Source organism: Gimesia sp., from assembly GCF_040219335.1.
Classification (GTDB): domain Bacteria; phylum Planctomycetota; class Planctomycetia; order Planctomycetales; family Planctomycetaceae; genus Gimesia.
Window position 1 is genome coordinate 1 of sequence record NZ_JAVJSQ010000018.1, and the last position, 13,611, is coordinate 13,611.

A 13,611-nucleotide genomic window follows, 5' to 3' on the forward strand; every position below is an offset into this window, starting at 1 on the left:
GATTCAGGTGCTTCTGAGTCACAAGTGGGACAGGTTCCAGTGCACACTTCATCCGCCTCGCGCGCGAAGCAGAATTACACAAGAATACGATTCGGAAAGTGACGATCAAGTGCAATTTGTTCCGTTGTGGAGACAGAACTGTACTGGAAATGGGAAAGGGGTTGCATACAAACGCTGATCAAAGAGAGTCTAAAGAGGGGAGGTTGCCATAAGAGTAGCGCAGGGACTGTGAGGAAAGAAAAATAGCTGCCCACTTTGGTGAGCAGCCGTTGATATGGAAGAGGCGGTGCTCTTTGCTCGGAATTGCTGAATCGAACATAGTCGGACAACGTATCGGACATGGTTTCGGACAGCGATGATGCCCTGCACATTGTTTCTTACAGAACTGAGTTTTTCCCCGGAGCGAGAACTCGCGCAAAAATGCAGGGAATGTCGTGACAAACAGCAGTGCAGGAACAAATGGCATAGGAGCAGCGATGTGTGAAACAGGTGGTTCCTGGTTGGGATGAACAGTAGAGTCTGGTGTTCCCGTGGAGAATCTGTTGGATAGAAGTGAGCTGGGGGTGACTCTGGTTGTCATGTAAGGATGTCGTGGATGACATTTCCGTGCACGTCCGTCAGACGATAATCTCGTCCCTGGAACCGATAGGTCAGCTGTTCGTGGTGGACCCCCAGGCAATGCAGGATCGTGGCGTGGAAGTCATGTACATGCACCGGGTTTTTTGTGATGTTATAGCAGTAATCGTCGGTTTGCCCGTAAGTGATTCCGGGTTTAATCCCTCCGCCCGCCATCCAGATCGAAAAGCAGCGCGGGTGATGATCCCGGCCGAACGATTGAGGATTCCCTTGCGAATAGACGGTCCGGCCAAATTCGCCGCCCCAGATCACCAGTGTTTCGTCCAGCATCCCGCGCTGTTTTAAATCCGCAATCAGTGCAGCTGATCCCTGGTCGGTTTGCCTGGTCAGGGTCGGTAAGTGCTTCTGGACATTGCTATGGTGATCCCAGCCGCGGTGAAAGACTTGAATGAAGCGAACGCCGCGTTCGGCCAGTCTCCGTGCGAGAAGACAGTTCGCTGCATGCGTTCCCGGCTCTTTGACATCGTCACCATACAGTTCGAGCGTACTGGCGGACTCATCCGAGATATCGGCCAGTTCAGGAACCGAGGTCTGCATGCGATACGCCATTTCGTATTGGGCAATGCGTGTATTAATCTCCGGGTCACCAATTTCCTCAGCGCGGAACTGATTGAGTTTTGCCAGTCGATCCAGCAACACGCGTCTTTGTGAATCGCTGCTGCCGGCTGGGTCACTCAGGTAGAGTACCGGGTCACCCTGGCTGCGAAACTTGACTCCCTGATATTTCGAGGATAAAAAGCCGCTGCCCCACAGGCGGTCATAAAGCGGTTGGGCCTGGTGAAACGAGTTTTTGCTGAGCAGCACGACAAATGAGGGCAGGTTTTCTGTTTCGCTTCCCAGTCCATAACTGAGCCAGGCCCCAATACTTGGTCGCCCCGGTTGCTGATGTCCTGACTGAAAGAACGTGATGGCGGGATCATGGTTAATTGCCTCCGTGTGCATGGAGTTAATCACGCAAATATCATCGGCAACTTTTCCCATATGCGGTAACAGCTCACTGATCCATGTACCAGACTCACCGTGCTGCTGGAATTTCCAGGGGGATTTGACGACAGGGAATTTTTTCTGACCGGCGGTCATGCCCGTCAGTCGCTGCCCTTTGCGAACGCTGTCAGGCAGTTCGGTCAGATGCAGTTTTTCGAGGGACGGTTTATGATCGAGCAAGTCGACTTGGGAAGGTGCTCCTGACTGGAGCAGATAGATCACTCGCCTGGCTTTAGGAGCGAAGTGGGGTATCCCCGGAAGGCCACCAATCCGTGAAGCACTGCTGGTTGTCTCGCTGGAATGCAGGTCGCGATTGAGTAATGACGACAGGGCAGCCACGCCGATGCCGGTACTGGCACGTCCGAAAAACTGACGCCGGTTCTCCTGCAGTTGTAACTCAATCAAGGGGGAGCGCATCGTGTTATTCTTTCGTAATCGTTTCATCCAGATTCAGGAACAAGCGAGCCAGATTGGTGCAGGCTGCCAGTTCTGTCTGGGGTAAGCTGGAGTTCGAGGGAGAGTCGCCAACCTTTAGTAAACGTTGTGTCGCCGGCTGATTTCTGGCGTAGAACATCAGGTCAGCTTCATAAGCTGAGCGGAAGAGAGTCAGTTCAGCAGCAGTGGGGTGTCGCGCAGTGACCAGGCGGAAACCATATTGAATTTGCTGGTCAACGGACTGGCCCCCTTCAGACAACATCCGCTCGGCCAGTTTTCGAGCCGCTTCGACGAACTGGGGACCGTTTAACAGGAGTAATGCCTGTAGTGGCGTATTGGTTCGAGAGCGGCGAATGGTGCAGAATTCCCGTCCCGGGGCATCAAGTGTTTTGAGCATGGGAGACGGGACGGTTCGTTTCCAGAAAGTATAAAGGCTGCGTCGGTAAAGGTCTTCGCCTGTTCCCTGTGGATATTCTTTGGAATAATTCGGGCGGTTATTTAATTCCAGCCAGAGTCCTGCAGGTTGATAGGGATAGACGCTTTTTCCACCGACCTGTTCAACGAGTAAGCCGCTGGCCCGTAACGTGGCATCTCGAATCTCCTCAGCAGCCAGCCGCATGCGTGGGCCGCGGGCCAGCAGTCGATTTTCCGGATCCCGTATATACAAATCGGGGCCGACGTGTGACGTTTGCTGATAGGTCGCTGAATTCAAAATCAACCGCTGCATCTGTTTGATATCCCAGCCGCTGCGAATGAATTCCAGGGCCAGCCAGTCCAGTAACTCGGGGTGACTGGGAAATTCCCCCTGCACGCCAAAATCTTCCGCAGTTTTGACCAGTCCCAGTCCAAAGACTCGCTGCCAGTAACGATTCACCGCAACACGCGCGGTCAGGGGATGCTCCGGGTGAACAAGCCACCTGGCGAATCCCAGACGATTGCGGGGGGCTGTTGCGGGCAGGGAGGGAAAGATCGCGGGAACATCAGGGCTGACCTGCTCGCGGGGCTCATTATACTGTCCACGATCGAGCAGGTAAGTTGCCCGTGGCTGAGCCATCTCCTGCATGATCATCGTTTCCGGGATCGCTGCCTGCTGCTGCTTTTTGAGTTCAGCGATTTGTTGTTCCCATTTCTGTCTGGGATTGTGATGGGACAGGAAATATTCCCGCAGTTTTTTTTGCTCGCTGTCTGTACGGTTCTGTTGTGGTTTGGCTGCGATCTGACGAATGTCAGCGGGAATCCCATGGAACTGCAGGTTCCCGGGCACATCACTGGTGATGGATAAGCGGGGGCGTCCTACTCCATGAGTGGCAAAGTTGGCTTCGTGCCGCAGACGGAACTGTAATTCGGTACCTCCTGCAAATCCGAACGGAGACTCCGCGATCAGCATGGCCGTTGCTGGTAGTTTGCGGGACGGTCCGTCAACAGCCCAGCCGTTGTTACCGGATACACTGCCGTCAATGACGTGTGCAATTTCGTATTGATTCTGCGAATAGTCGGCAATGGCCTTGCTGAATTTGACGACTTGTTTTTGTGAGGGATCCTTGATGGAAACCGCTGTCAGTTCCAGTTCGCTCAGGACAAAGTTGGAATTGCTGTGCCGGCCCGGTCCTCCGCCGGGCAGTGACTCATGCGTGAGTGCTTCCAAGCGGATTGCAGTGAGACTGGTCGTATTGGTTTGAGCAGTGATTTCATAGACGTCGTGTCGGGGATTGGCGCCACTGGCCAGAATCGATTGATCGGGAAGGCGGGTGAGCGTGGTTCCGCCGGACGATTCCATGGTCAGAGGCTCCAGCACGGTCCAGCCATGTTCAGGATCCGCAGAGAGCTGTTGTATCCAGCGATTCAAATGCTGATCAATGTCGAGTGGTTTCTTCAACTCCTCCTGCAGATGCGCCAGCTGAGTTGCGAACTTCTGCTGTTCCTCTCTCGCTAGTGGAGACGGGATGCGTTGTTTGGGTGAGAAGCCGCGCATGCCTCGTTCAGGGACCTGATTGAAGAAAGCGTATAACTGATAGAACTCCTTCTGCGAGATGGGGTCAAATTTATGGTCGTGACACCGGGCACAGCCAATAGTCAGCGCCAGCCAGACTTCACCGGTGGTCACCAGGCGATCCATCACGTATTCGGTACGATATTCTTCATCAATGATGCCACCTTCGATGGTGATTGAATGGTTTCGATTAAAACCGGTTGCCAGGCGTTGCTGATCCGTAGCGTCTGGCAATAAGTCACCCGCGAGTTGTTCGATCGTGAATTCATCAAACGGTTTATTTTCGTTATAGGCATTGATGACCCAGTCGCGCCAGATCCATTGTTCGCGTTCCGTATCATACTGGTAGCCGTTGCTGTCGGCATAACGGGCCAGATCGAGCCAGTGCCTTGTCATGTGTTCGCCGTAGGCAGGGGAGGCGAGATAGCGATCTACCATTTTCGCATAGGCGTCTGGAGAACGATCGGCAAGGTATGCGTCGATTTCCTGTAGCGTGGGTGGCAGGCCGGTCAGATCAAAGGCTACGCGACGAATTAATGTTTCGCGGCTGGCCGTCAGGGCTGGTTGTAATTCTTCCCGTTCCAGGCGGGCCAGTACAAAAAAATCGATCTTGTTTTTCGGCCAGGTGGTATTACGGGGCTGGGGAATCTCTGGTTGCAATGGTGCTTTGAAGGTCCAGTGAGCTTCGTATTCAGCTCCCTGGTCAATCCAGGTTTTGAGGATCGCGATCTGTTTTGCACTCAGCGGTTTCGGACCATCCACTGGTGGCATGCGATCACTTTCGTTCTCTGCAGTGATCCGCTGAATGAGTTCGCTGGCATCCGCTTTGCCGGGGATGATCGCTTTCCGGCCGGAGTCAGCGCTGCCGATGGCCGACTCTTGACGATCCAGACGCAGACCGGCTGCCCGTGTTGCCGAATCAGGGCCATGGCAGGTGAAGCAATGGTTCGAGAGAATCGGGAGGACGTCACGGTTAAACTCGACTGATTCTTCCGCCTGCGCAACGCACGTCAACAAGGATATCGGAATGACGATCAGAACCATCTTGATTGCGTTCACGAGACAGATCCCCGGAGTGATACTCAAAAACACAGCTGGCGACATAAGAGAAATAAAATTTTCTTTATGCAATATATCAGGGGGATGCTGCAGATGGTAGAGAAAGTTAATTGCATCTACCGAGCGCCTGGATTCCGATCACTCTGATCGCTTCAGAACACAGCCACACATGTAGCCTGCCTGATTGATATATCAAAATATATTGAAATGTTCGCAGGTCTCGATTAACATCAATTCGGACCAGTTGAGAATATTCCCGTTAAAGTATCGCCTCCGGCTTTCTTTACTTACTGCGAGAAGACTCTATGTTAACTATTGCCAGTGGTAATCAGCATCGTTTTTGTGATGGCGTTTCGCGACGGAATTTTCTGCAGATTGGTGCTCTGGGAATGGGAGGCCTGTCTCTGCCACAAATATTGAGGGCACAGGATCTTTCCGGAAAACAGGATTCCCATAAATCAGTTATCATGGTTTTCTTGTCAGGAGGCCCACCCCATCAGGATTGGTTTGATCTAAAACCGGAAGCCCCGGCAGAAATCCGGGGACCTCGGGAGCCCATCGCGACCAACGTGTCCGGCATCGAGGTTTGTGAATTAATGCCTCGTTTGTCACGCATGGCTGATCAGTTTGCATTTATAAGATCAATTGTAGGTGCCGAAGGGCGACATGCTGCATTCCAGTGTATGACTGGCAGAAAGTCGAATCGCCAGCCACAGGGAGGCTGGCCCTCTCTGGGATCGACGATTTCTAAATTGCAGGGACCGGCCGATCCCGCCGTACCGGCTTTTATCGGTCTCTCACCGAAAATGCGTCATTCACCCTGGTCGGATGCAGGGCAGCCCGGTTTTCTGGGAGTTGCGCATGCCCCATTCAAGCCAACTGCAGAGGGAAAGGCTGACATGGTGCTCAATGGTGTGAATGCGGAACGTCTGGATGACCGTAAATCGTTGTTAGCGTCACTCGACAACATGCGTCGCCAGGCGGAAGTGATCGAAGAGATGCAGGGGATTGATGCCTATACAAAACAGGCATTTGGAATTCTCACCTCCAGCAGACTGGCGCAGGCACTGGACCTTTCGCAAGAAGATCCCAGGTTACGCGATCGTTATGGGAGAGGTTCAACTAAACCTGCCGGCTATGGGGATGCCGGGCCTTTATTGAATGATTATTTTCTCATGGCGCGGCGTCTGGTCGAGGTAGGAGTGCGTTGTGTCACTCTGGCCTATGGACGCTGGGACTGGCACGGTAAACCTCATGGAACCATTTTCGAGCATGAGGAAGAACATTTTCCGATGCTCGACCAGGGATTGACCGCATTACTGGAGGATCTACGCAACCGGGGGATGGATAAGGATGTGTCAGTGGTCGTTTGGGGAGAATTTGGCCGTACCCCCCGAATCAGTCCCAAGGTCGGACGTGACCATTGGCCGAAAGTTTCATGTGCCATGCTTGCAGGCGGAGGGATGAAAACCGGTCAGGTGATCGGTTCGACGAATCGTTTCGCAGAACATGTCGAAGATCGTCCGGTTGGTTTTAACGAAGTATTTGCCACGTTGTATCATAATCTGGGGATTGACGTGAATACCGTTACCGTCACGGATCTATCAGGACGTCCAACCTATCTGGTCGATCCCGCTCAGCCGATTCAAGAGTTGGTTTAAGTTGCTTTTGACTGCGTATAGTCAACAGCCTGGTCTGAATTCAGTGAAGGGGCCTGTACCGGGGAATGGGATCATTGGCCATTCGCTGTGGGGTTGGGAATGTGAGGTTCCTTATGCAGTCGGCCCAGCAGTGCTGTCAGCTTCTTGACCAGTTTGGGAGAGGCGCTGACTTCGGCATGAGAGACTGTCAGCCAGGTCTCGTAACCACCCAGTTCATGTTGACGTGGAGTCGGCAGATAGCCGAGATCACCATTCGCCAGACCGAAAACGAAAGTCTGCTTGAAAGGGCTCTGTTCCTGAATCTCGAAACCGATTTCAACAAAAGTTTCAAATGGCAAAGCTGCCAGACCCAGATCACCAATTCGCAGTGCCTGGACGTAAGCCTCCGCAGTTTCGGGCCAGAGCTCTGCTTCGAGTGCACGGCGTGCAAACACCATGCGACGGGACAGATCTCGGTCCTGTTCTGCGATCGGCGGTGCGTTTTGGATCAAGTCTCTGGCGCGCCAGACCTGGGCCATTGACGGACGGCGGCGGTTGAGTGTCATCGTCTGTGCTGCAGCACCCAGTGGTACCCAGTCGCGATACGAAATGTTTTTTTCGACTCGCATCACCTCACGAGTCAGGTCCGAGGCGACTTCCTGCATTTTTTCATAGCGTGCATATCGTTTCCGTCCCGGCTGATTGTAATGCGCATAATCATTATTATTCACATCGCCACTGGCGCCATTACTCAGAATTCCCACGAAGGGCGGATCCTGCCCGGGTACGGCATGTAACCGGTTCAGTTCCCTGGCAAAGACCCCGAAATAATCCGCGGAAATATGTCCTGTCCCTACACCGCCCACATAGTGCAGCCAATAGTTTGCTAATAATGCAATAGGATGACCGGCCTGGGAACGCACGGATAATACATATACCCCTGGATTGACCGGTCCCGCGGGTTTTTCAATTTGGGAGAGCAGTCCTCCCGGATTTGTGGCAACGCGTTCTTCCTCACCAAATGGACTGGTCACACTCTGCTCCTGTTTCAACAGCCAGCGACGGTTGAAAACGTGTTGGGGCAATGTGCCGGTTCCCCAGCCAATGCGTGCCGGTTCCAGGTTATTGATGGCGCGTTGCACACCATCGGCAATCCGGCGGATCACAAACTGCTGGTATTCATCCAGCGGTTCATTGAGCTTAAGGTAACTGGTCCCGCGTAGACTGGGGGCCGAGTGGGTGTGTGTTGCGGCAATCAGGACGTTCTCCGGAGGCAGGCCCGAAGTCTGCTGGATCCGTTGTTTGGTTGGTAAATGAATTTCCGTAGGGAATTTGACATTGTCGATGATGACGATTGCCAGTTGAGTCGAACCGTCGTCCAGAACGAGACAGCGTGCAAAGAGGTCGTCGTGGATATGGATCGAACCTCGGGGATTAAAGCCTCCAATCAGATCTGTCCCCAGAAACGGAGTGATATTACTCACCGCTGCGCCCGCACGAAATACTCCCTGCGGTTCTGCTTCGGCATGAGCGATAACGGGAATTAACAGTGACAGGAGCAGGGCTCGGAAAATCATTTGAAGGCCTTTATGTCGGAGGGGAACCAATCGATTATTCAAGTTCGCCATCGATAACAGCGAGTCCCGTGAATCATCATTTATCAGGTTTCTCTTAAGCGTGCATTGCGTTTTTCAGGCTTAATGGGGTAAGTAGGAATAGAGATCAGCATCTTTGAGAAAGAATCGAATTTTCTTGTCTCCTTCCATCAGGTCGGGGGCCAGGGATTTGGTCTGCCACTTTAATTCATATGCTACGGCGTCTCCCGAGAAGGGGATGCATTCCTCTCGTGAAAAGCCAGGAAGTACCTGGTTGTGCCGGTCCAGGATCTCCGCGACGACTGAACCCCGGGGGCCAGTTCTGGCGTTGATTGTCACGACTGGTTGTTTCAGCGATTCCCGACGTGATATGAACCAGCCTTCTTTGTTTCCTGCCTGCAGAGAGCAGAAACCATCCAGCCGCAGTTTCGCGAGACCAATGGCGTGATTGCGGGGATTTAAGTATCGGCCGCGTGCACCGCCGTAATAAAAAAACAGTTCATCCCCCACCACAACGGGAGCGACGGCAGTGTGAATCGAACCACAGTCAAATTCGTTCTGTTCACGATCCCCCAGTTCGATGAATGGTTTTCTCTCCGGAGTGCGAGTCCAGTTGATGAGATCCCAGCTCCAGGCCAGCTGCACATCGGTCGTTACGGGGCTGCCTTTTTCGGCTTCCGCCATCTTCTGGTCCGTGTAGGGACCCTCTTTGAACCACCGCGCGTGAAAAACCCAGAGCTGACTGATATACATTCCCTGGTAAGCAAACACAGGGCCGTTATAGAACTGGGTTGCATCCGGATCCAGGTCATCCGGGACCAGCACCGGGCCTGAGACCGGGGTAGTCCAGTCCAGTACGTTACCTGGTTTCGACCAGGAGATACCCACAGCCCGCCCGCGGCCTCCACGGTGACCGGCCAGTCCGGAACTGCCTGTCTTACGCATGGCGATGTAACGCTGCGAATAGGGATCGTAACCGTAAGTGGTCGCATCACCTCCCGGAATCAGGCCTTTCCGGGCCGTCTCAGGAGCAAAGTTCCAGCGCAGTCCATCGGCAGAAAATGCAAGCCTGTGCCGGGAGGGCCGCAACATATACCCAAATAACAGGTAACGCTGATCGGCGGGAACGTTTCCCGGTTGTTTAAAGACCATGGCCGTATGGAAGCGAGACAGCGGATCTTTGAGGTCTGCGGGAACACTCAGGTCAGATTTTGGCCCCAGGAAAATGTTGTTTGAGGTGGAACCATTGTGTTCGTAAAGTCCCAGTTCCGGTTTGGTCCAATGAAATCCATCCTCCGATTCTGCATGGCAGAAAATTTCCTGAGGGGTATAACAACGGTACCACATCCGGAGTTTGCCCTGATCCGACATCACCGATCCATAGAGGTAGGGGCCCGGGTAGCGTCCCGTTTTTTCCCAAGGCTGATCAGCAATGAGGACCGGGTTCTGTTCATGTTTTTTGGCAGCGTGGAAAACCCGCTCCAGTTCCTGCGATTCTTCGACGACCATCGCATCCAGGAACAGTCGCCGCCAGGGGCCGTTAACCGGGCCTGCCATGCGGTCGACCGATGTCTTAGATTCCGCGAATACCTGTCCGGTTCCACAAACAAGTCCTGCAGCCAGAACCAGACTCATCAGAGAGAAGAGTTTAGACATTATTGCTTGCTTTCTACGACGAAGCCGAAGTTCAAGGAAACTGATGAAAGCCTGTTAAAGAATGAATCAACAGTCAAATAGATCATTCTTTATGTTACTTGAAGACGGGCAGGCAGGCAAATCTTCCCCTCATGATTTTCAGACTATCCACATCTGCTAATTGCTCCATTCCACAGGTTTTAGCCTGCGAAGTTTCTTGTCCTTAAACAGGGGCATCTCCTGCTTTGACTCAAATCCCATAAAATCAAAGTTTCCAGGAGTCAGCGCGCTTCCAGAATCCGATACGCAATTACGCAAAAGTTTCAAAGACTTCCCAAATGTTTCGGTTTGTTTCAGGCGTACCCCCGGCAAACCAGAGAGATATAGCTTTTCTGAAAAATACGAATTATGTGAGTTTTCAGCGCTCATCGAGCTTGGAAGCGATAGTTAAATAAAACAGAACAATTCATATGGAATAATGAAACAAACAGTCAACCATTTCTGTCGTATGATGACCGAGCCGTTTATGGAAAGGGCTTCTTACTACCATCTTTTAACAATAAAAAAAGTGAGGTGGAGAATGGTTGCAACGAAAACTACCGGTCGTAATTTGCAGAAATTAATTGATTTAAGATGTTGTCCCACCGAACAGTATATTCGTGATCGTTTTAAAAAAGATATATTCTGGAAGCAGGAGAAAACGCGACTTTCCCGCGCCTGTTCAATTGAGGATGATGATTTGATTGAACGCATGTTGAAGCGGGGAATTCGAGCTGAAAACGTGCCTGCGTTGCAGATGTTTCCGATCGCCATGGCGGCCTGGGCGAGTGGTTCGGTCAGTTCACAGGAAGCTCAGGCGGCTCTGCAGTCAGTATTTCCCTTTGAGCTCTCTGGTCATGCAGCTTCAGTGAACCTGTTCCGTTCCTGGTTGGAGGAGAAACCAGACGCCGATCTGTGGCAGATATGGGAGGATTTTGTCAGCGCAAGGATGCAGCAAATCGGCTTACGACATACACAGACAATTGGACATACCATCTACAAGATGGCAGAACGTGTGTCACTGGCCTCAGGAGGTTTTTGGGGATTGGGTTCGGTGTGCCGCGAAGAGCAGGAGTTGTTGGAACGAATCAAGCAAACATTCCAACTGGATGAGACATGAGATATTGTCTTTGTAAGCACAGCATAAAATCAGGCTGCTCTGTGACTGGAAGAATCATGGATCAATGAAGCCTCCAGTCACAGGCAGTTTTGCAGGGGATTTTCACAGATCGCGATCACAGCTGGATGTTTGAGTTTTCTTTCTACAGAGACTGCGTAAAATTGTTCTTTGACACCATTTGCCAGACCAACTGTGTGTAAGCCATAAATATCAGAAACATCTTTCTGGATCTGGACAGGGATTGCAAACAGTCCCAATCCATTGCGGCCTGCAATCTTCAACATCGCACTGTCTGCAAACTCTCCTTTGATAACCGGGGTCAGGTGCAGGTCACGGAACCACTGATCCATTGCATGGCGTAGGACACTCTCATCTGTGGGCAGCAGGAAAGGGGCACCATCGAGCGAGGCAGGGAAATTCCGGGAATATTTTTGAGCAAGTTCCTTCGTACCCATGATCACTACGTCTGACTCCCCCAAACGGTGAGAGAACGCTTTTACCTTGTAAACAGGATCGAGTGCGGTGTCAGTCAGAATGACATCGATCTTGTGAATGGCCAGATCTGCAACCAGGCGCGGCATTTCGGCTTCTGTGCAAACGAGACGGATCGGTTCATCAAGCATGAGGGCAGGCTGCAGAAGCTGGAATGCTACTAGTTTCGGCATCATGTCGCGGATTCCCACCCGGAGTTCCAGGGGTTTTCCGATTGGTTTCCCTTTGATGAGCTCCATCAGCTCTCGACCTGTTGAGAAAATTTCTGAGGCATACTCAGCAACCTGAGCACCAGTTTCAGTGAGTACCAGCCCACGGCCCTGCTTTTTGACCAGAGAAACTCCAAAGGCCTGCTCCAGTTGTCTGATTTGGGTGCTAACGCTGGAGGGCGAGACATGCAGGATCTCACTGGCACCACGAACACTCCCTTCTCGTGCGACAAGCCAGAAACTTTGTAAGTGATGGTAATTCAGCCAGTCCATGCTCTCTTTCCCAAGCGAATAAAATGAGGCTATCGTCACGGAATCAAGATCGATTTTCTATCGTTCATTAGTCAAATAACTTTGTATTACCTGAGGCTCTGATTTCAACAACTAAAATGGCCGCTGCGCTGGTGGCTGAGATCTGTGTCTAACAAAACTGCCAAGACAAATGCTTTTTTTAACAGATGAATAAACGCTAGCTTCTATCTATGGAGGGGAACACTGGTTGATCTTGCCAGTGTCTCTTCTTCGTAAAGAGCTCTTACCCATCTCCTGCGTCTCACCAGATACTATTGAAAGCAGCCCAAGATTCGGAATTCTTAGAATGAATCACCACCGATCACCTGGCCGTCATTTCGGGCTGCCAGCCAGCGGAAGACATTGATATCGACGTTTTCACCAATCATTCTCACGCTACCATCCATTAGCAGAAAATGTGCTCCGCCTGTGTGAGGACTGTTGTAACCGCCTGGACTACCGGTGGGAGAATTAGGGCCACCAGATCGAACGTGAACGAGCGCCATCGTTATCGCGGGCCGTGCCGTGTCACCCACCGCCTGCCCACGCTGTGTGGCGACTTGTTGAGAAAATACGGTCTGCGCTGTGGGAATTACCCCAGCCCAGCCGTTAGGGACAAATGCACTTTGCCTTTCGCCAATTCCTATCGTGTTCGAACTTCCATCAGTAATGTCGCGCATCCGGACAGCGGAATTGCGATGGAACATGCCATTAAAGGGTTGTTGCTCATACATGGCACTGTAGCCTGAAGTATTCGCGGGATCGGCACCTCCAAGCGAGCCAATGTAACTGCAGGCTGCCAGGTCATTGATATTCAATGATGCTGGATATGCGCTGATTCGCAGTGGAGTCGTGTCACTCGGGCAGAGGTAGGCAGTTACCGTCGAACTCCGTGCTGGAGCGTTAATACTGTTGATAATTGGAAGATTGAAATCGATCTGTTCCGAGAGATTTGCCTGATCCATAAACGGCAGGAGCATGGTAAAAAAACTCCAGCCGGGGCCGATTTCGGGTACCGGATCATTACCACCACCTGGCCAGGGGCCTGTTGGAATACTCACGAAGCCGGGCGGAAACACGCCGTGGGATTCTTCATAATTATGGAGTGCCAACCCGATTTGCTTTAGATTATTTTTACATTGTGTCCGTCGGGCCGCCTCGCGGGCCTGCTGGACTGCAGGCAAAAGCAGCGCGATCAGGATCGCAATGATTGCGATCACAACCAGGAGTTCAATCAATGTGAAGCCATGTCGTTGGTGAGAAACTGAAGACTGGGGGAGCATGGGGCCCTCTCTGTCAAACTGTAATTGCTGGATTTTCTTTCCATTTGACTCATGATGCTGAATATGAGTCATGGAAAGAGGTTATGAACAAATAATCTTATAGAAGAATATGGGACTGAGACTCGGTCTCAATTCTGTTTTTGTTTTAGGCCTGTCCCAGGCTCTCACAAGAGGGCTGACAAAGAGTTTTTCAAAAAATTATA

At 51.9% G+C, this 13,611-nt stretch carries 8 protein-coding genes; 2 read left to right on the top strand and 6 right to left on the bottom strand.

Going from position 1 to position 13,611, the window contains the following annotated elements; genetic code table 11:
- Window positions 1-576: 576 nt before the first annotated feature.
- Window positions 577-2,037 (bottom strand): DUF1501 domain-containing protein, encoded by a 1,461-nt coding sequence (locus RID21_RS14700; RefSeq protein ID WP_350190049.1) that lies wholly within the window; start codon window positions 2,035-2,037, stop codon window positions 577-579.
- Between the two features lie 4 nt (window positions 2,038-2,041).
- The gene (locus RID21_RS14705; protein ID WP_350190051.1) at window positions 2,042-5,104 is read right to left on the bottom strand and encodes a PSD1 and planctomycete cytochrome C domain-containing protein; all 3,063 of its coding nucleotides are present in this window, start codon (window positions 5,102-5,104) and stop codon (window positions 2,042-2,044) included.
- A gap of 305 nt (window positions 5,105-5,409) precedes the next feature.
- Between RID21_RS14705 and RID21_RS14710 the strand changes: the two genes are divergently transcribed.
- The gene (locus tag RID21_RS14710) at window positions 5,410-6,765 is read left to right on the top strand and encodes a DUF1501 domain-containing protein (RefSeq protein WP_350190053.1); all 1,356 of its coding nucleotides are present in this window, start codon (window positions 5,410-5,412) and stop codon (window positions 6,763-6,765) included.
- Window positions 6,766-6,836: 71 nt separating this feature from the next.
- Here the strand turns inward: RID21_RS14710 and RID21_RS14715 are convergent, their stop codons facing one another.
- Complete coding sequence (locus RID21_RS14715) at window positions 6,837-8,321, bottom strand: neutral/alkaline non-lysosomal ceramidase N-terminal domain-containing protein (protein ID WP_350190055.1); 1,485 nt, start codon at window positions 8,319-8,321, stop codon at window positions 6,837-6,839.
- A gap of 120 nt (window positions 8,322-8,441) precedes the next feature.
- Window positions 8,442-9,995 carry a hypothetical protein gene (locus RID21_RS14720; RefSeq protein WP_350190057.1) on the bottom strand — a complete coding sequence of 518 codons (1,554 nt, stop codon included), beginning with the start codon at window positions 9,993-9,995 and terminating at the stop codon, window positions 8,442-8,444.
- 559 nt (window positions 9,996-10,554) lie between these two features.
- On the opposite strand from RID21_RS14720, the gene RID21_RS14725 reads away from it, so the two are divergent.
- Window positions 10,555-11,133, top strand: coding sequence for a hypothetical protein (locus RID21_RS14725; protein WP_350190059.1), 579 nt, complete (start codon window positions 10,555-10,557; stop codon window positions 11,131-11,133).
- Window positions 11,134-11,210: 77 nt separating this feature from the next.
- On the opposite strand, the gene RID21_RS14730 is transcribed toward RID21_RS14725, so the two are convergent.
- Together RID21_RS14730 and RID21_RS14735 are read right to left on the bottom strand one after the other, a co-directional pair.
- Window positions 11,211-12,107 (bottom strand): LysR family transcriptional regulator, encoded by an 897-nt coding sequence (locus RID21_RS14730; RefSeq protein WP_350190061.1) that lies wholly within the window; start codon window positions 12,105-12,107, stop codon window positions 11,211-11,213.
- 320 nt (window positions 12,108-12,427) lie between these two features.
- The gene (locus RID21_RS14735) at window positions 12,428-13,408 is read right to left on the bottom strand and encodes a DUF1559 domain-containing protein (RefSeq protein ID WP_350190063.1); all 981 of its coding nucleotides are present in this window, start codon (window positions 13,406-13,408) and stop codon (window positions 12,428-12,430) included.
- Window positions 13,409-13,611: the final 203 nt, after the last annotated feature.